Source organism: Planococcus maritimus (assembly GCF_001592825.1).
Lineage (GTDB): Bacteria > Bacillota > Bacilli > Bacillales_A > Planococcaceae > Planococcus > Planococcus maritimus_C.
This window is the reverse complement of record NZ_LTZG01000052.1, coordinates 64,468-86,995: the sequence shown is the minus strand read 5'-3', so window position 1 is coordinate 86,995 and position 22,528 is coordinate 64,468. Positions and strand designations below refer to the sequence as shown.

Here is a 22,528-nt window from a genome sequence, read left to right as displayed (position 1 = left end):
CGTGAAAGCGATTGCAAATCGCGCTAATTAACGGAAAAATAAAATTCGATGAATGTAAGAAAGGGTGATGGGAATGTATAGAATTTCTCAAGAATTAGCGGAAATGGGCAAGAAGCGTATCGAAGGGTTTCCGGTAGATGGTTTTGTCTGGGGAAGTGGCCCGGAGTCTCCTGCTTTGATGTTGGTTGGAGAAGCGCCAGGGGAGAACGAAGTGGAAACGGGCATCCCGTTTACTGGTCGCGCCGGCAAAGAATTGATGGCATCACTCGAAGGCGTCGGACTCACGCGAGAGGATGTCTATATTACGAGTGCGGTCAGAAGCCGGCCGTATAAATGGGGAGAAAAACGTAGCCGCGGGGGTGAAATGATAAAGCGTAAGTACAACCGTGCCCCCACCAAAAAAGAAATCATTGCTCATGCACCGATTCTGGATGAAGAAATCCATGCTGTAAAACCGCCCGTAATTGTAACGCTCGGCAATGTCGGCCTGCAGCGACTTATTGGGCGAGAGGCTAAGATCATGCAATTGCACGGAGTTTTAATGGAAACGCCAATTCTTTACTGGGACGAAGAAGCGAGCGCGTTCTTGGAAACAGAAGAGAGCTACCACATTTTTCCGACGTTCCATCCAGCGAGCGTCTTTTATAACCCGGCTGTGCGAGAGCATAAAGATGCGGATTGGGAAAAGCTCGGGCGGTTACTGCGCAACGAAGCATATAAATGATGCGAAATCTCCCTTCATTGAAGAAAGTTGTACAAAGGAAACTACTAGAGTAGAATAGCTTTATTCATTACTACTGGAAGGAAGTTGGCTCTATGGACAGTACGGTTTTATTGGCCCTTGGCTTGACGCTTTTTGCAGGGCTTGCAACCGGGATCGGCAGTTTGATCGCATTCTTCGCTTCGCGAACCAATACGAAGTTCCTGTCTGTATCACTCGGATTTTCGGCGGGGGTCATGATTTATGTCTCCATGATCGAAATTTTCTTTAAAGCGAAAGATGCACTGACAGCAGCACAAGGAGAGACGGCTGGCTATTGGCTGACACTCGCCGGCTTTTTTGGCGGGATGGTTTTCATGGCAGTTCTTGACCGCATCCTGCCGCAAATGGGGAATCCCCATGAAGTACGGACGGTGGAAGACATGGATGAAGGGCCGACGAACGACGAATACGCCCGGCTACGCAAGATGGGGATTTTCACGGCGCTCGCCATTGCGATCCACAATTTTCCGGAAGGCATCGCGACATTCATGTCAGCGATCCAGGATCCGGCGCTCGGTATTGCGATTGCAATAGCGATCGCGATCCACAATATTCCGGAAGGCATCGCAGTGTCGGTACCGATCTACTACGCAACCGGCAGCCGCAAGAAAGCATTCCAATACAGCTTTCTCTCAGGGGTCTCCGAACCAGTCGGCGCGATTGCTGCTTGGTTATTCTTGATGCCTTTTTTGAGCGATACGCTGTTCGGCATTATTTTCGCAGGTGTTGCAGGGATTATGGTATTCATTTCATTGGATGAATTATTGCCAGCGGCGAAGCGCTATGACGAAGCCCATCTATCGATTTACGGATTGGTTGCCGGAATGGCAGTTATGGCACTTAGCCTTGTTCTTCTCGTATAACTTGAAACCTGACGCTTCTTTGGCCGTATAACGGGTCAAGGAGGCGTTTTTCAATGGAAGTCAAAAAAATTGAGGAAACTTACGAGCGGATTTCAAAGGTGCTGGGTTGGACGACCGATAAGCAAGTGTCGCTTGCAGTTGCGATGATTTATTTGAGCCGCGGCCGTGAATTTGATGAGGACGCTCATCGCCAAGTTTCTGAGCTTATCAAAAATCAAGAAGGATTCTTGTCGCCATTGCGAGCACGTCTTCACCATATCGTCGCGGCTTACTTGACGCTTGGAGAAAAGCCTGCACAAGAAGCGTTGGAATTGCTGAACGCTAACCAACGAGCTTTGAACGAGTACAAGTTCTGGAAGAGTTCTTATACTTATCTCGGCGGTTTGATGATGACAAAGCCAGAAGAGGCGGGGCGTGCGAGGGAATTGTATAAGGCCATGCAAACCCATCACCCTTTCCTTACGTCGAGTGAAGATATCCCATACGTCGCCTTATTGTCGAATCAAGAAGGAGGTGTACGGGAGCGTGCGGAAACCATGAACCGTTATTATAAGGAGTTGCGACCTCAAGGGTTTTCAGCCGGCAATCAGCTGCAATGGCTAAGTCAGGTTCTGACATTCGATTCACCCGTATTTCAGCCGGAAGTAGCAGGCCGGGTCGTGGCAATTCGTGATTTTCTGAAAGCGGAAAAGATAAAAGTGCGTGCGGAACATTATCCTATGCTGGGCTTTTTGGCTGTCGCAAAAGCGGATGGTGAAGCTTTGCGTGCGGTTGTGGACATGGCCCGCGAGCTAGAAGCATCGAAATTATTCCGCTGGTACGGCCAGTGGGTTCTCCCATCAGCAATCCAATTGACCTTGGCAGAATCAGTGCAGCTTCATGATAAAGGCGTGGCAGTATTCGCGGCTTCGGTCGAAATGCTTTTGCAGGCTCAGCAAGCAGCGATGATGCTCGGCATGAGTGCAATCATTGCTTCTTCCAATAATTCCGGGAGCTGATTACGAAGCTCTCAGACATCCCTTGTCACTTTATGCCTGTAGCGGTATAGTTAGGGTGTAAACAATAACAGACAAGTGTCAAGACAAGGGGAAAGAATATGACAACTACGACAGAAAAAAATACAAAACCTATTTCACAACGGAAACTATTGGGCGTCGCGGGACTTGGCTGGCTGTTTGATGCCATGGACGTCGGGATTTTGGCGTTTGTCATTGCGGCGCTTCATGAAGATTGGGGGCTGACTTCCCAACAGATGGGCTGGATCGGCAGCGTCAATTCGATCGGGATGGCTGTGGGCGCGTTTGTCTTCGGCATTTACGCCGACCGTGTCGGGCGCAAGAAAATTTTCATCATCACCTTATTATTGTTCTCGCTGGCGAGCGGCATCTCGGCGTTTACTACGACGCTTGCCGCTTTCCTGATTCTGCGTTTCTTTGTCGGGATGGGGCTTGGCGGAGAATTGCCGGTCGCTTCGACTTTGGTGTCAGAAAGTGTCCCGGCAAAAGACCGGGGCCGGGTTGTTGTATTGCTTGAGAGTTTTTGGGCTGCCGGCTGGCTGGTCGCTGCGATTATTTCGTACTTCATCATCCCTGAATACGGCTGGCGAATCGCGCTATTGCTGACGGCCTTGCCTGCTTTTTATGCATTGTACTTGCGCATCAATTTGCCGGATTCGCCGCAGTTCACAGCGAAAAAAGACGTGCTGCGCTCGGTTTCGACGAATATCCGTGATGTCTGGTCGAAAACTTACCGGCGCCCGACAATCATGCTGTGGATTGTTTGGTTTACTGTAGTGTTCTCTTATTATGGAATGTTCCTATGGCTTCCGAGTGTTATGGTCATGAAAGGCTTTCCGCTCATTCAAAGTTTCCAATATGTGCTGATCATGACGCTTGCGCAATTACCGGGGTATTTCTCGGCAGCTTGGCTGATTGAGCGTGCTGGCCGGAAATTCGTGTTGGTGACGTATTTAATCGGGACGGCCGCTTCCGCGTTGGCTTTCGGAAATGCCGATACGGTTACTGCGCTGGTAGTGTCTGGAGCGTTCTTGTCATTTTTCAATTTGGGGGCATGGGGAGCGCTTTACGCTTACTCGCCTGAACAATATCCGACAGTCATCCGTGCGACAGGCACAGGAATGGCCGCATCATTTGGGCGCATCGGAGGCATTCTCGGGCCCCTTCTTGTTGGTTCGATGCTGACGGCAGGGTTTGGGATCAATGTAATTTTTGCGATTTTCTGCGTCTCGATATTGATCGGCGCAATGGCAGTCGCCTTCCTTGGAACTGAAACGAAACAAATGGAATTGGAATGATGAAACGTGGGCCTGAGAAGGGTCCGCGTTTTTATTTTCACTAAATCGTAAAAGGGGAATGAGGGGGAAATAGCCAATAAGTTAAGAAACAACTGAATTTAATGGGAATGAGTGTGGGAACATGGAGTGGAAATGGTATCGAGAAATTGATTTGTATATGGACAAAGCACGTCCATTGTTGGAGCAAAGGGAAGATCTATATAGTTTATTTCTCGGCGTGCTCGGCCAGATTGAACAAGGCCGCTACAAAACCTTCTTTTTGGGGCTTGCAGAAGATGCGCAAGGAATGGCTGCACTGGCCTTGATAACACCGCCGCATCCTTTGCAATTGATCGTTTTACGTGAGGAAGAAGTCGTGACAGCATTGGCGGCTGTGGAATTCCGCCGTGCCGAGATCACTGTTTCCGGGGTCATCGGGGACAAGGCGACAGCTAGTAAATTTGCGGCGGCTTGGGGAGGAACTGCGGACGTTGCGATGGACCAAGGCTTGTACCGAATTGACGCAGTGCAGAGAAAACTAGCGAAAAGCCCTGGCAGCTGGCGAGTGGCGAATCGTCTAGATGCGCCTTTGTTAGTTGAATGGTATCAATTGTTTAGTGAAGAAACCGATATCGGAAATCCCTCATTAGAAGAGTCCGAAGAAAAAATCGCCGACTTCATCTTGCGCAAGGAAGTATTTCTCTGGGAAGACGAAGGGCGCGTTGTGTCTTGTATGAAAAAAGCGCGTCCATCCAAGCATGGCATTACCGTTTCGTTTGTTTTTACGCCCAAAGAGTGTCGGAAAAAAGGCTATGCCCGGACACTTGTTGCCGAAGTTACAGAAGAGCTGCTGAATGAGTATGATTTTGCTATGCTTTATACAGACTTGTCGAACGGCACTTCCAATAAAATTTACAAAGAAATCGGCTATGAACAGATCGCCAATACGGTACACTTAAAACTCGGGGAGCCGACAGGGGAGTAACGACCTGTGTATAAGGGTATAGAAAAACGACCAAATGAAAGGGGGCGAAGCGAATGATCCGCTTTGACAAGGTCACAAAACGATTTCCAGATGGGACGGAAGCGTTGAAAGACATTACGCTCGATCTGCCCGCGCGCCAGCTGACTGCCATTATTGGCCCAAGTGGTTGCGGAAAAACGACCTTAATGAAAATGGTGAATAAGCTGGAAAATCCGACAGCAGGCGCCATATACATAGATGATGAACCGATCACCGGCATGGATGAGGTGAAGCTGAGGCGGTCGATTGGTTATGTCATCCAGCGTATCGGCCTGTTTCCGCATATGACCATTGCTGATAATGTCTCGCTGGTGCCGAAGTTATTGAATTGGCCTGCAGATAAAACCGACGAACGTTCAAGAGAACTGCTGCAACTCGTCGGATTGGATCCGGACGTCTTTATGGAGCGGTATCCGTTGGAATTGAGCGGAGGCCAGCAGCAACGAGTCGGCGTCGTCCGTGCACTCGCAGGAGACCCGAACATCGTCTTGATGGATGAACCGTTTTCGGCTCTCGACCCAATCAGCCGAGAACAATTGCAGGACGAGCTGCGCCATTTGCAGCAAGAAATCCATAAAACGATTATTTTTGTCACCCACGATATGGACGAGGCTTTGAAAATTGCCGATACCATCGTCGTGATGAAAGATGGCCAAGTCGAGCAAATTGGAACGCCGCAACAATTGATCGATGAACCCGCCAACGAATTTGTGCGGAATTTCATCGGTACCGAACGCATTAACCAGAAACGTTCATTTGGAGAGCGGCGTTTGAAGGAGTTTGTGTCTCTTTATGAGACAGATTGGGCTGGAGAGGCCGAGCCGGCAGAGGCAGGAATGTCAGTCGGCGATGCCCATCAGCTATTGGAGCAAAGCGGCAAGCCGCGCCTTGCTGTAGTCGATAAAGGTGAAGTGGTCGGATTCGCCGGAGAACGTGAACTCTTGAGAGCTGCTCTTCAGACAGGGAAGGGGGCAACGGCATGAATGCATTTGTCGATACACTTATTAGCAGGCAGGATATGATCCAAGATGCCTTTATTGAACACATCTATTTATCATTTGTAGCAGTGGCGATTGGCATTGCTATCGCTTTGCCAACTGGCGTCATCATCGCTCGCTACCGGCGCTTTGCTGAACCGGTCATCGGTGTGACGGCAATATTTCAAACGATACCAAGTTTAGCGTTGTTCGGGTTTTTAGTGCCCATACTTGGCATCGGTTCGCCGACAGCTTTAATTGCATTGATCATCTATGCGCTATTGCCGATCTTGCGGAATACATATGCCGGCATTGTCGGGGTCGATGGCTCAACAATTGAAGCGGGGCGCGGGATGGGCATGACGAGAACGCAGATTCTGCGTCAAATCGAACTGCCGCTTGCGCTACCGTTTATCATGGCAGGCGTCCGTACTGCAACGGTTTTGACGGTCGGCATCGCGACGCTCGCTACTTTTGTCGGTGCGGGCGGGCTTGGCGACATTATTTACCGCGGTCTGCAATCGTATAATAATTCCTTAGTGCTTGCGGGCGCCTTGCCGGTTGCTTTATTGGCGATCGGGTTTGACTTGATCTTGAAATGGATCGAAAAACGGGCCACGCCAAAAGGCTTGAAAATCTAAAGCAGGCAGTGATGCCGTGAGCGGGAATGGTATGATAAATAAGGAAAATAGGCTCGACACGGGCCGTAGAGGGGGAGCATCAATGAAAAAAACAGCATTTGGCATCTTGCTTGGAACGTCCGCAGTCTTAGCGGCATGTAGCGGTGGGGGAGCGGATTCCGAACCAATCGTTATCGGTGGCAAGCCTTGGACAGAACAATACATTTTGCCGCATATTGTCGGACAGTATATCGAAGCGAATTCCGATTATAGCGTGGAATACGAAGAAGGGCTCGGGGAAGTATCGATTTTGACGCCAGCACTTGAGCAAGGCGATATCGACATGTACGTCGAATACACCGGAACCGGCTTGAAAGACGTCTTGAAGCGGGAGTCGACGCCAGGACAGTCTTCTGAAGAAGTATTAGAAGAAGTGCGGGCAGGTTATGAAGAAGAATTGGGCGCTACATGGCTCGAACCACTCGGATTTGAAAACGGTTATACGTTGGCATACGCCAAAGACTACGATGCGGACACTTATTCAGACCTTGCGGAAATCTCGAAATCTGAAGACATGACTTTCGGGGCGCCGCATCCATTTTATGAACGCCAAGGAGACGGCTATGATGACATGGTTGCCACATACCCGTTCGAGTTTTCAGCAACTGAAAGCTTCGATCCGGCGATTATGTATGAAGCGGTCCAAAATGGGGACGTCGATGTGATCCCGGCCTTCACAACCGACAGTCGCATCGACTTGTTCGACTTAAAAACGACAGAAGACGACCAGTCGTTTTTCCCGAAATACGATGCAGTACCGGTCGTCCGGATGGAAACGCTCGAAGAATATCCTGAACTTGAGGAGTTGCTGAACGAACTTGCCGGACAGATCACAGAAGAAGAAATGCTTGCGATGAACGCGCGAGTAGATGCAGACCAAGAAATCCCGAACGAAGTAGCGCGTGAATTCCTGATTGAAAAAGGGTTAATCGAAGAATGATCACAAACTCTGCGGCATGTTGCTGCAGGGTTTTTTTAATGCGCAAGGGTTGTTGGTAGTTTTTCGTGTAGTAATCCGTGGAAGAGTCTTGTACAATAAATAAAGGTGAGTGAATAGTCATTCAATTCAGTTTAATATAATGAAAGCGATTTCAAAAAGGGGCGAGGGTAAATGAGAGAGGTAGTCATCGTTGAAGGGGTCCGGTCGCCAGTCGGCAGGCGCAAAGGCAAATTAAATGAAATGCGCCCGGATGAACTGGCAGCTGTCGTGTTAGACGAATTGATGAAACGGTCGGGCGTCGACAAAGGCTTGGTAGAAGACGTCATTCTCGGTTGTGTTTCTCAATCGGGAGAACAAGGCGGCAATATTGCAAGAACCGCTGCATTGATCGCCGGCTTCCCGGATTTTGTGCCTGGGGTAACCATCGACCGCCAATGCGGATCGAGCCAGCAAGCTGTTCACTTTGGTGCGCAGGCGATTCTTGCGGGTGATATGGATATCGTTATTGCAGGCGGTGTGGAAAGCATGACGCGCGTTCCGATGTTCTCTAATATGCAAGGGGCGCAGCCGAGTGGAAAATTGACCGATCAATACGAAATCATCAATCAAGGCTTATCAGCAGAACGCATTGCGGCACAATGGGGATTCAGCCGGCAGCAATTAGACGCTTATGCAGTGAAGAGCCATGAACGCGCACAAAATGCAATTGAAAGCGGACACTACGACAAGGAAATTGTCTCGATTGAAGTGCCGGAAGAACAAAGCGGTTTCCAGAAAGTCGCGACAGACGAAGGGCCAAGACCGGGGACGACCGAAGAAGTGCTCGCTGGGTTAAAGCCTGCTTTTGATGAACAAGGCGTTATTACAGCAGGCAATGCCAGCCAAATGAGTGACGGGGCATCCGCTGTCTTATTGATGTCGAACGAAAAAGCGCAGGAGCTTGGATTGAAACCGAAAGCGCGTATTCTTGCCCGCACAGTAGTCGGCTCCGATCCAACGTTGATGCTGACGGGGCCGATAGCGGCGACGAAAAAGGTGCTGGCGAAAGCCGGGCTGTCAATTGCAGATATGGATCGCTATGAAGTGAATGAAGCCTTTGCGCCTGTTCCGCTCGCATGGCTTTCGGATATCGGGGGAGATCCGGATAAGCTTAATGTCAACGGTGGCGCGATTGCATTGGGGCATCCTTTAGGTGCGACCGGAACGAAATTATTGGTATCGCTCGTTCACGAACTTGAGCGCTCGGATAGCCGTTACGGCTTGCTGGCGATTTGTGAAGGCATGGGAATGGCCAATGCGACGATCATTGAACGGCTTTCTTAATTTGATCAAGACATAATTAAAGGGGAGAGAGAAATGGACTTTTCTAAAGTGAAAGCAATCGTCACTGGAGGAGCTTCTGGATTAGGGGAAGCAACAGTGCGTCACATTGCAGAAAGCGGAGGTCGTGCAGTCATTTTCGATCTTAACGAAGAGCGTGCGCAGGCAGTCATGGCTGATTTCGACGAGGGGCAAGTCGGTTTTATCGAAACGGATGTGACGAATGCGCTTCAAGTGGAAGAAAGTGTGGGACAGGCAGTCGATCAACTAGGCCATATCAATCTGCTAGTTAATTGCGCAGGCATCGCCACGCCAGGAAAAGTCATGTCAAAAGGACAACCGCTTGCGCTCGAGCGTTTCGAAAAAGTCGTCCAAGTCAATTTAGTCGGCAGTTTCAATGTCTTGCGTGCCGTTGCGGCCGCAATGCAAGACAACGAACCGAATGAAGAAGGGGAGCGCGGCGTCATTATTTCGACCGCCTCTGTCGCAGCCTTTGAAGGGCAAATCGGCCAAGCAGCTTATAGCGCATCAAAAGGTGGGATCGTCTCAATGACTTTGCCGATTGCCCGTGAACTCGCACGTGATGGCATTCGCGTCTTAGCGATCGCGCCAGGACTTATGGAAACGCCAATGTTCGAAGGCTTGCCAGAATCCGCCATCGCTTCGCTGTCTGCGACGGTGCCGTTTCCCGCACGCCTAGGCCGTCCTGTTGAATACGCTAAATTGGTCAAAAGCATTGTCGACAATCCGTTATTGAATGGCGAAGTGATTCGTTTGGACGGCGCGATTCGCATGCAACCGAAATAAGGGAAGAAAAGGGAGTGGGAATGATGGCGAGATATCGTTTTGAAGAAGAAGAGCATACAATGTTCCGTAAATCCTTGCGTAAATTTTTAGAGAAAGAAGCGGTGCCCTATTACGAACAATGGGAAAAAGACCGCCTTATCCCAAAAGCATTCTGGAGAAAACTTGGGGATATGGGCTTTTTATGCCCTCAAGTAGAAGAGCAGTATGGTGGACTTGGCCTTGATTTTCGCTACGGCGTCATTATTGGCGAAGAGATGGAACGCGTCGGGGCAAGTTTGACGGGAGTGGGTCTCCATAATGACATTACCGTTCCTTATATTGAAGCGTATGGCACGGAACAGCAAAAACAGGACTGGCTGCCCGGTTGCATCAGCGGTGAATACATCACAGCCATCGCAATGACGGAACCTGGGGCTGGATCGGATCTCGCCAGTATTTCCGCAACGGCTGTAAAAGACGGCGACGATTACATCGTCAATGGACAAAAGACCTTTATCACCAACGGCATTAATTCCACCCACGTGCTAGTGGTCGTCAAAACCGATTCAAAAGCGGAGCCGAAGCATAAAGGCATCTCGCTGTTAATGGTCGAAGAAGGGACACCCGGGTTCACGAAAGGACGCAAGCTCGATAAAGTCGGACTTCACGCACAAGACACCTCCGAGTTGTATTTCGAAGATTGCCGGGTACCTGCCGGAAATCTCGTGGGAGAAGAGAACCGAGGCTTTACATACTTAATGGAAAAATTGCAGCAGGAGCGGCTCGTCGTGGCGCTTGCCGCACAAATCGCATCAGAAGACATGCTTGAGATGACGATCGATTATGTGAAATCCCGCAAAGCATTCGGCAAGCCCATCAGCGCATTTCAGAACACGCAGTTCAAGCTAGTGGAGATGGCAACGGAGATTGAACTGGGCAAAGCGTTTTTAGAGTCGTTGATCGAAGACCATATGGCCGGAAAAGACGTTGTCTCGAAAGTGTCGATGGCGAAATATTGGCTGACAGAGACGGCGAAGAAAATTTCGGGCGACTGCATGCAATTACACGGCGGTTATGGGTATATGGAAGAATACAAAATCGCCCGTCGCTACCGGGACATTCCGGTGGCTGCGATTTATGCCGGTTCGAATGAAATCATGAAAACCATCATCGCTAAACGGATGGGGCTGTGAAGAAGGCGGTTCCAAGTTGCGGGGCTTCTAGAAAGCTTGATTGGCTTGCAGGAGTTACCACTTGACAGAATATACAAAACCTTTTAGTATGAAGAACAACTTGTTGGTAGCGGCAAGTCTATTCGAGAGAAGAGTTAGCAAAGACGAGAACAGAACAGTGGAAATCTAAGACTGAGACGAGTAGGCAGTGGTGTTCATGTAGAGAGTCAGCGGGTGGTGAAAGCTGATTGGATGCGCTGTGCGAATGGACTTATGAGAGCCAGCCGGAAAGCGGAAGCGAGTATGGCGGACGTATCCCTGCGTTAAAGGGAAAGGCTGAAGAAGCCTGTTTAAGTGAGTGCAAAATGCATTAATGCGTGGTGGTACCGCGGTTAAAACCGTCCCCGCAACCGGAGTAAGTCCCGGTTGCGGGGATTTTTGTATCCAAAAACAAGACGAGGAGAGATTGAGATGAGCAGAGCAGAGAATATGAATGAACAAACAATGAAGCAACAAGCGATAGAAGTATTAGAAGGGCGCATGGATCGCCAGCAGATGAAAGAATTTTTGACGGAATTGCACGAAAAGGGCGAGACGGCCGATGAGTTGGTCGGTATGGTCCGCGCAATGCGCGAAAAAGCGGTGAAGCTCCCAGAAATGACGGGCGAATTGGTCGATGTTTGCGGAACGGGCGGCGACAAATCGTTTAGTTTTAATATCAGTACGTTGACAGCGTTTGTCTTGGCAGGATGCGGCATGAGAGTGGCAAAGCACGGCAATCGCAGCGTGTCCAGCAAGACCGGCAGTTCGGACTTATTGGAAGAGATCGGGATTTCTACTCAATTGCCTTTGGCAGGAATTCCATCACTAATTGAACAAACAGGCATCGCGTTCTTATTTGCGCCGGCGGTCCATCCAGTGCTTGGTGGTTTGCGTGAGGTGCGAAAAGAAATCGGGACGCCAACCATTTTCAATTTGGTCGGCCCTCTCGCCAATCCTTTGCCGATCACTGTCCAAATGAGCGGCGTGTACCGTTCGGACATGATGGAACCGATGGCGGATGCCTTGATGCGGCTTGGCAGAAAACGCGGAGCCATCGTCCATGGAGCAGGCGGGCTGGATGAATTATCACTATCCGGAACGAATCAATTGATCGTTTTTGACGAAAATGGCAAGCGCAGCATGACGGTTCACCCTCACGAAGTAGGGCTCGAGACAGCACCGATCGAAGCAATTCGCGGTGGCGATTCAAAACGCAACGCCGAAATTTTCCAAGAAGTCATCAGCGGCACGCCGAGTGCTTACTTGGATACGGTCGCGCTGAATGCCGGAACGGTCCTTTACGTAAGCGGTCGCGCCGCAAGTATCGCAGAAGGCGTGCATCAAGCAAGAAAATCCATCATTTCAGGAGAAACGGCGCGTGTTTACGAATTGCATCGCCTAACATCGGGGGTACTTGTATGACCATATTGGATAAAATCATGGAGACAAAGCGGCAGGAAATCACTGCTTATGAAGAAAGTTATCCGGCCACTGAGCAATTTCCGGGTAAACCGAAACTCATTGACACATTACGGAATGGCCGTGGCGTCATTTCAGAAATCAAGCGCGCCTCGCCGTCAAAAGGTGCTATCCGTATGGAAGTGGATGTCGTAGAGCAAGGCTTGAAATACGAAGGAGCTGGCGCAGCAGCCATTTCCGTGTTAACCGATGAACAATATTTTAAAGGCTCTATCGAAGATTTGAAAAAAGTGGCACGGGCCGTTTCGGTACCGGTGCTTTGCAAAGACTTCATGGTCAGTGAAATTCAAATCGAGCGCGCGAAAGCGGCCGGAGCGACCATCATCTTATTGATCGTCGCAGCGCTCGCGGATGAAGAGTTAGAACGCCTCTTCCGTTATGCACAGTCGCTCGAATTGGAAATTTTGGTGGAAGTGCACGATACGGAAGAATTGCAAAAAGCCGTCGCACTTGGGGCGCAGTTGATTGGCGTCAACAACCGCAATTTAAAAACGTTTGAAGTTTCACTCGAACGCACCGCGGAACTGGCTGGTCAATTTCCGTTCGGCAGCGGTTCGGTTCTGATTAGTGAAAGCGGCATGAACGACACAGCGGATGCGCACCGGGCTTATGAACTCGGAGCACAAGGTGTGCTGGTCGGAGAAGCGTTGATGCGTTCGGAAGACCCGGCAAGCTGGATCCGCCGGGCGACAGGACAGGAGGGTGCGTAATGACACGTGTTAAAATTTGTGGATTGATGGAAGAGCAGCACGTTAAAGCCGCATCACAAGCGGATGCCATCGGATTTGTCTTTGCCCCGAGCAGGCGGCGTGTATCAATTGAGCGGGCGCAGGAATTGTCGCGTCTAGCAGACAACGGCGTACAGCGGATCGGCGTATTTGTCAACGCTTCGTATGAAGAAATCGACAAAGCCGTCAAAACGGTGCCGCTAACGATGGTGCAATTGCACGGCGACGAAACGGACGAATTGATTCGGCGCATCGAAGTGCCGGTCATCCAAGCATTTTCGATCCGCACGCCGGGCGATGTAGAAAAACTGAACAGCTCGATTGCAGATTATGTATTGGTCGATGCGCCGGGCACCGACTACCGCGGGGGCAGTGGTCATGTATTTGACTGGAGCCTTTTGGAAAACGCCAATTTGGAACATAGCCGCCTGATTTTAGCGGGTGGATTGAATAAAGACAATGTGCAAGCGGCCATTAGCCAAACCAATCCGTTCATGGTCGATGTATCGAGCGGCGTGGAAACGGACGGCCGGAAAGATGAAGTGAAAATCCAGCAATTCATACTACAGGCAAAGGGTGATTCGATGGAGAGAACACAGGAGAAGACAATAGATCCAGTAGGGTTTTTCGGGCGCTACGGCGGCCAGTTTGTACCGGAAACTTTGATGAAGGCCGTCAAAGAACTAGAAGCGGCTTATGAAGATGCAAAGAATGACGATGAGTTTCAAAAAGAATATCACCATTACTTGAAAGAATACGTCGGTCGTGAACAGCCGCTGACGTTTGCGGCACGCATGACAGAAGCGTGGGGCGGTCCGAAGATTTATTTGAAACGCGAGGATTTAAACCACACCGGCGCACATAAAGTAAACAATGCGATTGGCCAAGCCTTGCTCGCGCAGCGTATGGGCAAACGCAAAATTGTCGCAGAAACCGGAGCTGGCCAGCATGGCGTGGCGACGGCTACCATCTGTGCGTTGTTCGATTTAGACTGTGTCGTCTTCATGGGTGAAGAAGACATTAAACGCCAGCAACTGAATGTGTTCCGCATGAAATTATTGGGCGCGCGCGTAGAAAGTGTGACAAAAGGCAGCGGCACGCTGAAAGATGCGGTAAACGAAGCGCTGCGCTACTGGGTGACCAATGTCGAAGATACGCATTACTTGATCGGTTCAGCTCTTGGGCCGCATCCATTCCCGACGATGGTGCGCGATTTCCAAAGCGTCATCGGCAAAGAAACAAAACGGCAGATCCTAGAAAAAGAAGGGCGTCTGCCAAATGCGATTGTTGCGTGTGTCGGGGGTGGTTCCAATGCAATCGGCATGTTCCACCCGTTTATCGAAGATGCATCGGTCCGCTTGATCGGCGCAGAAGCGGCTGGAGCAGGCGTGGATACGGATCGCCATGCAGCTACTTTAACTAAAGGATCGGAAGGTGTGCTGCACGGGGCTATGATGAAGATCTTGCAAGACGATGCCGGGCAAGTGCAAGAAGCGCATTCGATTTCTGCCGGGCTCGATTATCCGGGCATCGGCCCGGAACACGCTCACCTTGCGGACAACGGGCGTGTGACCTATGAAGCGATCACAGATGATGAGGCGCTTGCCTCGGTCATTGAGATGTCACGCCTTGAGGGCATCATTCCGGCTTTGGAATCCGCCCATGCGATTGCGGAGGCGAAAAAGCAAGCCCAGTCGATGACAGCGGATGAAATACTCGTCATTTGCGTATCCGGCAGAGGCGATAAAGATATGGCGACATACGCCGAGAAATTGGAGGGGCTGTCATGAAACGATTAGCAGAATTAAAACAAGCAGGACATAAAGCCTTTGTCGCCTATATCATGGCAGGAGACGGTGGAATTGAAAAATTAGGTGAGCAGATCCAGCATTTGCAAGAGCGCGGCGTAACGGCGATTGAAGTCGGCATTCCGTTCTCGGACCCAGTCGCTGATGGCCCGACGATCGAAGCCGCAGGCAACCGGGCGCTTGCTGAAGGAATTACCTTAGAGAAAGTATTAGAGGAGATGCAGCGTTTTGACTTTGACGTGAAAGTGCCGCTTGTCATCATGACGTATTTGAATCCAGTCATTCGCTTCGGCGCAGAGCGTTTTACTCAAGAAGCGAAAAAAGCAGGAGCATCCGGCATTATCATTCCGGATTTACCGTTTGAGCATCGTCAATTGATCGAGCCATTCGCCAAACAACATGAACTTGTGCTGATTCAACTCGTCACGTTGACAACGATCGAGAGTCGCCTGGAAGAGATTTTGAAGCAGGCAGAAGGTTTTGTTTATGCAGTGACCGTCACTGGCATTACCGGAAGCCGCGATGAGCTGGCAGAAGAAGTCGGCGCATTTACACGCAAGGTAAGGGATTTAAGCCCTGTACCGGTCTATGCTGGATTTGGCATTTCTAAAGAAAGCCATGTCGATATGCTGCGGGATGATGTCGACGGGTTTATTGTCGGCAGCGCAATCGTCCAAGCTTTCCACGAAGGGCGTATTGAAGACGTGGAACCTTTGATTGATGCAGTAACGGCTCCTCATTCGGTATAATGCCCTCAGGAGGGATCGTTATGTTCGAACCGTTAGATGCGAAATATTTCGAGGCGCCGACATTAGAGTTGTCGCGCGATTTGTTAGGGAAAATTCTGGTCCACGAAGGGCCTGAGGGAATCGTTGCCGGCCGAATCGTTGAGACTGAAGCTTATATGGGGGCGGAAGACCGGGCTGCGCACAGTTTTGGCAACCGCCGCACGAAGCGGACAGAAGTGATGTTTGGCAGATCGGGCCTTGTGTATACCTATCAAATGCATACCCATACGCTAGTGAATGTCGTCAGCGGGCCGGAAGATGAGCCACGCGCCATCCTGATTCGTGCGGTCGAACCGATTGAAGGCACCGAATTCATGGCAGAGCGCAGAGGCCACCACATGCCGATGAAGCAGTGGACGAACGGGCCAGGTAAATTGACGAAAGCGCTGGGCATCACGATGGACTATAACGGTCATCATTTTACCGAGCGCCCGCTGTACATTGCTGAGGGGGATGCTGTTCATGCTGTATCGACAGGGCCGCGCGTCGGCATCGGAAATTCGCAGGAAGCCGTCCATTATCCGTACCGCTTCTGGGAGTCGGATAATCCGTTTGTCTCGAAATTCCGTCCGTAATCCGGATGTTTAAGCGTTCCAATTCGTGGAATACTGAGAGGGAGCACATAAAACAGAAGGAGTGAAGGAAAGTGGCAAAAATTGCAACGTTGATTACAGATATGTTCGAAGATGTAGAGTATACAGAGCCGGCAAAAGCATTTAACGAAGCAGGCCATGAACTGATCAATATCGAAAAGGAAGCGGGCAAAAAAGTGACCGGCAAGCAAGGTGAAGCCGTCGTCACAATCGATAAAGGCATCGATGATGTGAACCCGGATGAATTTGATGCGCTATTGTTACCGGGCGGTTTTTCACCAGACCAATTACGCGGTGACGATCGTTTCGTGACGTTCACGAAAGCGTTCATGGATTCGGAAAAACCCGTCTTCGCGATCTGCCACGGGCCGCAGCTATTGATTACGGCGAAAGCTTTGGAAGGGCGTAAAGCAACAGGCTTCAAGTCGATCCAAGTCGATATGGAGTATGCCGGCGCAACCGTCGTGGATGAAGAAGTCGTGGTGTGCCAGAATCAATTGGTGACAAGCCGCCAGCCAGACGATATCCCGGCATTCAACCGCGAGTCATTGAAATTGCTTGAAAACAAATAATAGACCAACCGAACCGCTCCCGTAATAGGGGGCGGTTTTTTTGTGTGAACACTTCTAGAAAATGGAGGTGGCCTCTTGCATATATAAGTGATCGCTTATATAATGAAGGCCGTTGCCAAAAGGGGTGGATGAAATGGACTATCAACAAATGGAACAAAGCTTGAAAGCGGTCGGCGATGGAAACCGTCTGTTGATTTTAAAATACTTGTCGAAAGAGGCTTTGTGTATTTGCGAATTCACCGAGCTGCTGGACACGTCGCAGCCGGCCATCAGCCAGCATATGCGCAAATTGAAGCAGGCGCAATGGATCTGTGAAGAAAAGCGGGGCCGCTGGACGATCTGGTCGCTCAATAAAGAGCACGGGCTTTTCGAGGTGCTCGTAACTCTTCTTGCGATGTTGCCGGAACCAGAGCGCACGGTGGAATCGTTAATTGCTGAAGGCAAGAAAGTGAATTGTACTTAAGGAGTTGTAGATGGAATGGATGTTTGGTTAGCAATTATTATTTTTTTGGTCACATTGCTTTTTGTGATTTGGCAGCCACGCGGATTGTCGATCGGCTGGTCGGCGATTGCAGGGGCCGTGGTTGCGCTGATATTTGGCGTCGTGGACTTTGGCGATGTGTGGGACGTCACGGGGATTGTATGGAATGCGACATTGACTTTTGTCGCTTTAATCATCATTTCCTTGATTTTGGATGAAATCGGCTTTTTCGAATGGGCAGCTTTACATATGGCGCGTTTTGCCAAAGGCAGCGGCTTGCGCATGTTCTTGCTGGTCACCTTACTCGGTGCAGTAGTCGCTGCATTATTCGCCAATGACGGGGCGGCGTTAATCTTGACACCGATCGTTCTTGCAATGGTCAGGGCGCTTAAATTCCGCGATACGATGATTTTGCCGTTTATCATGGCATCCGGCTTTATCGCCGATACAGCGTCTTTGCCGTTTGTCATCAGCAACTTGGTCAACATTGTCTCGGCTGATTTCTTCGGGATCGGCTTTACGGAATACGCTTTGCATATGGTGGTTCCAAACTTATTCAGCATCCTGGCGAGCATGCTTGTGCTGTATTTGTTCTTCAGAAAAGATATCCCAGGCCGTTTTGACCCGAGCGTGTTGAAAAAACCGGATACGGCGATTAAAGATATCCGTATCTTCCGCTTGTCTTGGGTCGTGCTGGCGATCTTGCTGGTCGGTTACTTCATGAGCGAATCGCTGGAAATTCCAGTTTCCTTGATCGCTGGTTCCATCGCGATCATTTTCCTGGCGATTGCGCGCAACAGCAAGCACGTCGAAACGATGACCGTGCTAAAAGGCGCGCCCTGGGCGATCGTCTTCTTCTCAATCGGCATGTACGTCGTTGTTTACGGCTTGCGCAATGTCGGATTAACTTCGGTGCTCGCACAGGCAATCGAATGGACCGCAGGACACGGCTTGTATGCGGCGACGATCGGCATGGGCTTTATCGCGGCGATCTTGTCGTCCGGCATGAACAATATGCCGACCGTCATGATCAATGCATTGGCCATTGCGGAGACAAGTACGAATGGCGTCATGCGTGATGCTTTAGTTTATGCCAACGTCATCGGCTCTGACCTAGGGCCGAAAATCACGCCGATTGGCTCGCTTGCGACATTGTTATGGTTGCATGTCTTGAAAACGAAAGGCGTCGAAATCAGCTGGGGCTATTATTTCAAGGTCGGTATCATCCTCACTGTCCCAACTTTGTTCATCACCTTGACCGGGCTGTATCTATGGTTAACCGTACTTAATTAATCGACGCAATAAAAAGCGCCCTCCATTCGACTGTGAATGGATGGGCGTTTTTTGAATTTCTTGGCTCAATCTAAAAACTTAGCCAGGTAGATTTCGTCGTGTTCTTTGCCATCGATGATCAATGAGCGTTGGCGCGTACCTTCTGCTTGGAAGCCTGCTTTTTCATACAGCTTACGAGCGCGGTCGTTAGCTTCCACGACTGTCAGCTCGAGGCGGGAAATGCCTTTTTGTTTGGCCCAGTCTTCCGCTTTTTCAAGAAGTGACTTGGCAATGCCTTTGCCTTGCGCCTCCTTTAGCAGGCCGAGAACTAGACCTGCCCGGTGCTCTGCCCGTTTTGCTTCGTTGCCGATGACCATCAGATAGCCAACGTGCTGGCCGTTCAAGATGGCGATGATAATGGCGGAGTGGCCGCTTTGTTTCCATTCGATGATTTGCTTGCGGACGCGCTGTGTCGAGAGAGAGCGCTCGTCTTTGCCGTAAAGCATAAAATCCGATTCTGCCTCTACAGCTTTTTGAAGCAAGGCTAGCGACCGGGCGTCCCCGTGTTCTGCTGTGCGGATCAACAAAATGTCTTTATCCTCAGCCTCTGCGTTGGATGCCGTGTTTTTAGCGTCCGCTTTTTCGAACACCACATAACGATCAGGTTCAATATCTGTCACGCGGTAGCCAGCGTCCATCCAGGCATGGAAATGCTTCGCTGGAGGCTTGGATTTTTTCCACCAGCTTTTGTTCAAATAGGCAGCGTTCGGCAAGTTCTGGCCCATGATCTGCTCAATTTCCGAGAAGGTCAAACGGATGCTTGAATTGGTGGCTGCTTCAAAGTAATGGGATAGTGGAATGTATTTCTTTTCCAATAATATAGTCACTGGCACCTCTTCCTTCCAAAATTATAGGATTAGTTAGTCATATAATACCATTCAAACGGGCTAAAGTACACATTAATTTTTAAAAATACTGATAATTCTAAAAATAATTCCGTATTTAGTCGCTGTAAAGCTATTAAATACTAGGTTTTCCGTAGGATTTTTTTCTGAAGAGCTAATTTGTGATAGAATAATCTCAGAAACTACACAAGCCAGGAGGCCATTATTCATGTCAAATGTTTTTGTACTAGGTCATAAAAATCCGGACACCGATTCAATTTGTTCGGCGATTGCTTATGCCCATCTGAAAAAAGAGCTTGGAATGGACGCTGAAGCCATTCGCCTCGGTGAACCGAACAATGAGACTGTTTTTGCGCTCGAACAGTTCAACGCCCAAACCCCAAGATTCGTGAAACGCGCATCAGACGAAGTGAAGCAAGTCATCCTCGTCGACCATAATGAGCGCCAGCAAAGCATCGATGATATCGATGAAGTGCAAGTGATTGAAGTGATCGACCACCACCGGATCGCCAATTTCGAAACGGCGGATCCGCTTTATTTCCGTGCAGAGCCTGTCGGATGTACAGCGACTATTCTTTTGAAACTCTATAAAGAACATGCGGTCAAAGTGCCAACTGATATCGCTGGACTCATGCTATCTGCCATCATTTCGGATTCTTTACTGTTCAAATCCCCGACCTGTACAGAGCAAGACATTCAAGCGGCGAAAGAACTGGCAGAGATCGCTGGTGTCGATGCCGAAGAATATGGCCTTGCAATGTTAAAAGCAGGCGCGGACCTGAGCAATAAAACGCTGGAAGATTTGATTTCACTTGATTCCAAAGAATTCGAAGCCGGAGAACACCGTTTTGAAGTGGCGCAAGTCAATGCAATCGATGTATCTGAAGTGCTGGATCGCCAAGCGGAGTTGGAAGTGCTGATCAACAACACGGTTGCGGCGAAAGGCTTGGACCTTTTTGTCTTCGCCGTCACCGATATCTTGAACAATAACTCGGAAGCCATCGTCCTTGGGCGCCGTTCGGATATCATTGAATCGGCTTTCCGATCAACTGTCGAGAACAACCGGGTAATCTTGCCGGGCGTCGTCTCGAGAAAAAAACAAATCGTTCCGGTCATTACCGAAGCTTTAAGCTGATTCCCTTTTAGGGAGTCAGTTTTTTTGTGCTGGAAATTTTCTTCAAGCAAAAAAATTGTGGCGTATCTATGTCATTGCTATAGTAAGTGGCGAGGTGAATAGATATGGAAATCGAAGTTTGGTCAGATTACGTTTGCCCATTCTGTTATATAGGAAAGCGCACATTAGAACAAGCACTCAAACGCTCAGGCTACGAAAGCCAAGCGGAGATCAGCTTTAAAGCTTACGAATTGGACCCGCATGCGCCAGTGGATTCCAATAGGCTAGCCTACGAACATTTGGCGGAAAAAATGGGCCAAAGCGTCGAACAGGCAAAACAAATGAGCACTGGCGTTGCAGAACAGGCGAAAGCATTCAATCTGCAATACGATGTGGAAAACATGCCGCACGCTAATACATTTTCGGCCCACAGGCTTGTGAAATGGGCGGCAACGCAAGGCAGCGAGCATCAGTTAACCGAGCTGTTGATGCATCATTATTTCGAACAAGCACAAAATATCAGCAATGCAGAAACCTTATTGTCGATTGTTGAAAAAGCGGGGCTAGACCGTGAACAGGCGGCGTCTGTGCTCGATTCAGATCAATTCACAAGCGAGGTAGAACGGGACATTCAAGAAGCCGGGCAAATCGGCGTGCAAGGCGTGCCATTTTTTGTCGTCAACCGTAAATACGCCATTTCCGGCGCCCAGCCACTCGAAGCCTTTATCGAAGCGCTGGAGCAGATCGGCGAAGAAGAAGGCTTGCGCCCAGCGTTGAAGCCGATGGGAAAAGCGAAAACGAGCTTTTGTACAGGGGACGCTTGCGACGGCGAATAGCTTGAGCAAGCGCGTTGACTTTATGTCTCGAATTACTTATAATTAAAAAGTCTCGAATTAAAGAATAATATTAATAGTATAAAGGGGTTTTTTAATTGAAAAATATTTTGGTCGTAAAAGCCAATAACCGCCCAGCTTCTGAGGGTGTTTCCAGTAAAATGCACGAAGTCTTCATGGATAACTTGAAGACGGATGCAGAGGTCAACACGTTTGATGTATTCGCAGAAGATATGCCATATTTCGGGCAAGATTTCTTCGATGCCATGCAGAAATCCGCACAGGCTGAAGAATTAACTGAATTGGAACAGCGTATTTTGACGGCTGCTAACAAAGCAATGGACGCATTCATGGATGCTGACGTTGTTGTCTTTGCATTCCCGTTGTGGAACTTGACGATTCCTGCCGCGTTGCAGACGTTCATCGACTATATCTACCGCGCGGGCATGACGTTCAAATTTACGGAAGAAGGCCCAGTTGGCTTGGTACCGGAGAAGAAAGTCATTATCTTGAATGCACGCGGCGGCGTCTATTCAACACCGGAAATGGCGCCTAGCGAAATGAGCGTCAACTATATCCGTGGCATCATGAATTTCTTTGGCATCATGGATATCGAAGAAGTCATCATCGAAGGCCACAATATGTACCCAGACCGTGCTGAGCAGATCATTGCAGAAGGCATGGAGCGTGTGAAAGAATCAGCAGGAACGCTTTCTAACGTAAATGCATAACGAATAGCAAGACGGCAACGCTTCGGCGTTGTCGTCTTTTTTTGTGTAGATTTGCCAGTGTCCGAGCGGCAGCACTACTATCGCTAGTTGGGCGCAGTTATTAGATCATTATCAACTTTGCTCGACTTTCGCTTTGCTCAAGCCACGCAAGTGAATGTCTGAGGCGAGCCTCGTTCGCTTGCTCCCACATCTGCGTGGCAGATGCGTCGCAAATAAATAGACTCAGCTATATTAGCTATTTATTTGCTCGACTTTCACGATGTTCAAGCCTCGCAAACGAATGTCCGAGGCAAGCCTCGTGCATTCGTTGATTAGTAATTTCCACATGGGGGTAGACAGTCAATAAGCAAAACATTCAATAAAG

General features: G+C 49.5%; 23 protein-coding genes and 1 other annotated feature. Of the genes, 22 read left to right on the top strand and 1 reads right to left on the bottom strand.

What is annotated here, in order from left to right; all coding sequences use genetic code 11:
• Positions 1–73: 73 nt before the first annotated feature.
• The 19 genes from AY633_RS15200 (at position 74) to AY633_RS15110 (ending at position 18,602) form a co-directional block, all read left to right on the top strand.
• A complete protein-coding gene (locus AY633_RS15200) occupies positions 74–724 on the top strand; it encodes a uracil-DNA glycosylase (RefSeq protein ID WP_068489051.1) in 651 nt (216 codons plus the stop codon).
• 92 nt (positions 725–816) lie between these two features.
• On the top strand, positions 817–1,626 hold the full coding sequence (gene zupT, locus AY633_RS15195; protein ID WP_068489050.1) for a zinc transporter ZupT: 810 nt from the start codon (positions 817–819) through the stop codon (positions 1,624–1,626).
• A 53-nt stretch (positions 1,627–1,679) separates the two neighbouring features.
• Positions 1,680–2,624 carry a DUF4003 family protein gene (locus tag AY633_RS15190; protein WP_068489049.1) on the top strand — a complete coding sequence of 315 codons (945 nt, stop codon included), beginning with the start codon at positions 1,680–1,682 and terminating at the stop codon, positions 2,622–2,624.
• A 98-nt stretch (positions 2,625–2,722) separates the two neighbouring features.
• Complete coding sequence (locus AY633_RS15185; RefSeq protein ID WP_068489048.1) at positions 2,723–3,940, top strand: MFS transporter; 1,218 nt, start codon at positions 2,723–2,725, stop codon at positions 3,938–3,940.
• Positions 3,941–4,061: 121 nt separating this feature from the next.
• A complete protein-coding gene (locus tag AY633_RS15180) occupies positions 4,062–4,904 on the top strand; it encodes a GNAT family N-acetyltransferase (protein WP_068489047.1) in 843 nt (280 codons plus the stop codon).
• Positions 4,905–4,957: 53 nt separating this feature from the next.
• Positions 4,958–5,926 (top strand): ABC transporter ATP-binding protein, encoded by a 969-nt coding sequence (locus AY633_RS15175; protein WP_068489046.1) that lies wholly within the window; start codon positions 4,958–4,960, stop codon positions 5,924–5,926.
• On the top strand, positions 5,923–6,561 hold the full coding sequence (locus AY633_RS15170; RefSeq protein ID WP_068489045.1) for an ABC transporter permease: 639 nt from the start codon (positions 5,923–5,925) through the stop codon (positions 6,559–6,561). Before AY633_RS15175 ends, AY633_RS15170 begins: the two co-directional genes overlap by 4 nt.
• A gap of 82 nt (positions 6,562–6,643) precedes the next feature.
• Positions 6,644–7,540, top strand: coding sequence for a glycine betaine ABC transporter substrate-binding protein (locus tag AY633_RS15165; protein WP_068489044.1), 897 nt, complete (start codon positions 6,644–6,646; stop codon positions 7,538–7,540).
• A gap of 171 nt (positions 7,541–7,711) precedes the next feature.
• Positions 7,712–8,863: a thiolase family protein gene (locus AY633_RS15160; RefSeq protein WP_068489043.1), complete on the top strand. Its 1,152-nt coding sequence runs from the start codon at positions 7,712–7,714 to the stop codon at positions 8,861–8,863.
• 33 nt (positions 8,864–8,896) lie between these two features.
• Positions 8,897–9,667, top strand: a complete 771-nt coding sequence (locus AY633_RS15155; protein ID WP_068489042.1) for an SDR family NAD(P)-dependent oxidoreductase — start codon at positions 8,897–8,899, stop codon at positions 9,665–9,667.
• Positions 9,668–9,690: 23 nt separating this feature from the next.
• Positions 9,691–10,839 (top strand): acyl-CoA dehydrogenase family protein, encoded by a 1,149-nt coding sequence (locus AY633_RS15150; protein WP_068489041.1) that lies wholly within the window; start codon positions 9,691–9,693, stop codon positions 10,837–10,839.
• Between the two features lie 158 nt (positions 10,840–10,997).
• Positions 10,998–11,227: a binding site (T-box leader), on the top strand.
• Positions 11,228–11,289: 62 nt separating this feature from the next.
• Complete coding sequence (trpD, locus tag AY633_RS15145; RefSeq protein WP_068489040.1) at positions 11,290–12,282, top strand: anthranilate phosphoribosyltransferase; 993 nt, start codon at positions 11,290–11,292, stop codon at positions 12,280–12,282.
• Positions 12,279–13,049: an indole-3-glycerol phosphate synthase TrpC gene (gene trpC, locus AY633_RS15140; RefSeq protein WP_068489039.1), complete on the top strand. Its 771-nt coding sequence runs from the start codon at positions 12,279–12,281 to the stop codon at positions 13,047–13,049. Before trpD ends, trpC begins: the two co-directional genes overlap by 4 nt.
• Positions 13,049–14,857, top strand: a complete 1,809-nt coding sequence (trpB, locus tag AY633_RS15135) for a tryptophan synthase subunit beta (RefSeq protein ID WP_082799260.1) — start codon at positions 13,049–13,051, stop codon at positions 14,855–14,857. The genes trpC and trpB overlap by 1 nt, the downstream gene beginning before the upstream one ends.
• Complete coding sequence (trpA, locus tag AY633_RS15130; RefSeq protein WP_068489038.1) at positions 14,854–15,624, top strand: tryptophan synthase subunit alpha; 771 nt, start codon at positions 14,854–14,856, stop codon at positions 15,622–15,624. Before trpB ends, trpA begins: the two co-directional genes overlap by 4 nt.
• Positions 15,625–15,644: 20 nt before the next feature.
• Entirely contained in the window at positions 15,645–16,238 is a 594-nt protein-coding gene (locus AY633_RS15125; protein WP_068489037.1) for a DNA-3-methyladenine glycosylase, read from the top strand.
• Positions 16,239–16,309: 71 nt separating this feature from the next.
• Positions 16,310–16,828 (top strand): type 1 glutamine amidotransferase domain-containing protein, encoded by a 519-nt coding sequence (locus tag AY633_RS15120; protein ID WP_068489036.1) that lies wholly within the window; start codon positions 16,310–16,312, stop codon positions 16,826–16,828.
• Positions 16,829–16,961: 133 nt separating this feature from the next.
• On the top strand, positions 16,962–17,291 hold the full coding sequence (locus AY633_RS15115; protein WP_068489035.1) for an ArsR/SmtB family transcription factor: 330 nt from the start codon (positions 16,962–16,964) through the stop codon (positions 17,289–17,291).
• Between the two features lie 15 nt (positions 17,292–17,306).
• Entirely contained in the window at positions 17,307–18,602 is a 1,296-nt protein-coding gene (locus AY633_RS15110; protein ID WP_068460316.1) for an arsenic transporter, read from the top strand.
• A gap of 65 nt (positions 18,603–18,667) precedes the next feature.
• Here AY633_RS15110 and AY633_RS15105 read toward each other — a convergent pair whose 3' ends face one another.
• Positions 18,668–19,468, bottom strand: a complete 801-nt coding sequence (locus tag AY633_RS15105; protein ID WP_068489034.1) for a GNAT family N-acetyltransferase — start codon at positions 19,466–19,468, stop codon at positions 18,668–18,670.
• A 226-nt stretch (positions 19,469–19,694) separates the two neighbouring features.
• Between AY633_RS15105 and AY633_RS15100 the strand changes: the two genes are divergently transcribed.
• From AY633_RS15100 to AY633_RS15090, 3 genes are all read left to right on the top strand, one after another.
• Entirely contained in the window at positions 19,695–20,621 is a 927-nt protein-coding gene (locus AY633_RS15100; RefSeq protein ID WP_068489033.1) for a manganese-dependent inorganic pyrophosphatase, read from the top strand.
• A 104-nt stretch (positions 20,622–20,725) separates the two neighbouring features.
• Complete coding sequence (locus AY633_RS15095) at positions 20,726–21,436, top strand: DsbA family oxidoreductase (RefSeq protein WP_068489032.1); 711 nt, start codon at positions 20,726–20,728, stop codon at positions 21,434–21,436.
• Positions 21,437–21,531: 95 nt separating this feature from the next.
• Positions 21,532–22,164, top strand: coding sequence for an FMN-dependent NADH-azoreductase (locus AY633_RS15090; RefSeq protein ID WP_068460324.1), 633 nt, complete (start codon positions 21,532–21,534; stop codon positions 22,162–22,164).
• The last annotated feature ends 364 nt before the right edge of the window (positions 22,165–22,528 follow it).

What these genes read in the sequence shown, in the direction of transcription:
- AY633_RS15200 (WP_068489051.1), top strand. Translation starts at nt 74, where the DNA reads ATGTATAGAATTTCTCAAGAATTAGCGGAAATGGGCAAGAAGCGTATC.
- zupT (WP_068489050.1), top strand. Translation starts at nt 817, where the DNA reads ATGGACAGTACGGTTTTATTGGCCCTTGGCTTGACGCTTTTTGCAGGG.
- AY633_RS15190 (WP_068489049.1), top strand. Translation starts at nt 1,680, where the DNA reads ATGGAAGTCAAAAAAATTGAGGAAACTTACGAGCGGATTTCAAAGGTG.
- AY633_RS15185 (WP_068489048.1), top strand. Translation starts at nt 2,723, where the DNA reads ATGACAACTACGACAGAAAAAAATACAAAACCTATTTCACAACGGAAA.
- AY633_RS15180 (WP_068489047.1), top strand. Translation starts at nt 4,062, where the DNA reads ATGGAGTGGAAATGGTATCGAGAAATTGATTTGTATATGGACAAAGCA.
- AY633_RS15175 (WP_068489046.1), top strand. Translation starts at nt 4,958, where the DNA reads ATGATCCGCTTTGACAAGGTCACAAAACGATTTCCAGATGGGACGGAA.
- AY633_RS15170 (WP_068489045.1), top strand. Translation starts at nt 5,923, where the DNA reads ATGAATGCATTTGTCGATACACTTATTAGCAGGCAGGATATGATCCAA.
- AY633_RS15165 (WP_068489044.1), top strand. Translation starts at nt 6,644, where the DNA reads ATGAAAAAAACAGCATTTGGCATCTTGCTTGGAACGTCCGCAGTCTTA.
- AY633_RS15160 (WP_068489043.1), top strand. Translation starts at nt 7,712, where the DNA reads ATGAGAGAGGTAGTCATCGTTGAAGGGGTCCGGTCGCCAGTCGGCAGG.
- AY633_RS15155 (WP_068489042.1), top strand. Translation starts at nt 8,897, where the DNA reads ATGGACTTTTCTAAAGTGAAAGCAATCGTCACTGGAGGAGCTTCTGGA.
- AY633_RS15150 (WP_068489041.1), top strand. Translation starts at nt 9,691, where the DNA reads ATGGCGAGATATCGTTTTGAAGAAGAAGAGCATACAATGTTCCGTAAA.
- trpD (WP_068489040.1), top strand. Translation starts at nt 11,290, where the DNA reads ATGAGCAGAGCAGAGAATATGAATGAACAAACAATGAAGCAACAAGCG.
- trpC (WP_068489039.1), top strand. Translation starts at nt 12,279, where the DNA reads ATGACCATATTGGATAAAATCATGGAGACAAAGCGGCAGGAAATCACT.
- trpB (WP_082799260.1), top strand. Translation starts at nt 13,049, where the DNA reads ATGACACGTGTTAAAATTTGTGGATTGATGGAAGAGCAGCACGTTAAA.
- trpA (WP_068489038.1), top strand. Translation starts at nt 14,854, where the DNA reads ATGAAACGATTAGCAGAATTAAAACAAGCAGGACATAAAGCCTTTGTC.
- AY633_RS15125 (WP_068489037.1), top strand. Translation starts at nt 15,645, where the DNA reads ATGTTCGAACCGTTAGATGCGAAATATTTCGAGGCGCCGACATTAGAG.
- AY633_RS15115 (WP_068489035.1), top strand. Translation starts at nt 16,962, where the DNA reads ATGGACTATCAACAAATGGAACAAAGCTTGAAAGCGGTCGGCGATGGA.
- AY633_RS15110 (WP_068460316.1), top strand. Translation starts at nt 17,307, where the DNA reads ATGGATGTTTGGTTAGCAATTATTATTTTTTTGGTCACATTGCTTTTT.
- AY633_RS15100 (WP_068489033.1), top strand. Translation starts at nt 19,695, where the DNA reads ATGTCAAATGTTTTTGTACTAGGTCATAAAAATCCGGACACCGATTCA.
- AY633_RS15095 (WP_068489032.1), top strand. Translation starts at nt 20,726, where the DNA reads ATGGAAATCGAAGTTTGGTCAGATTACGTTTGCCCATTCTGTTATATA.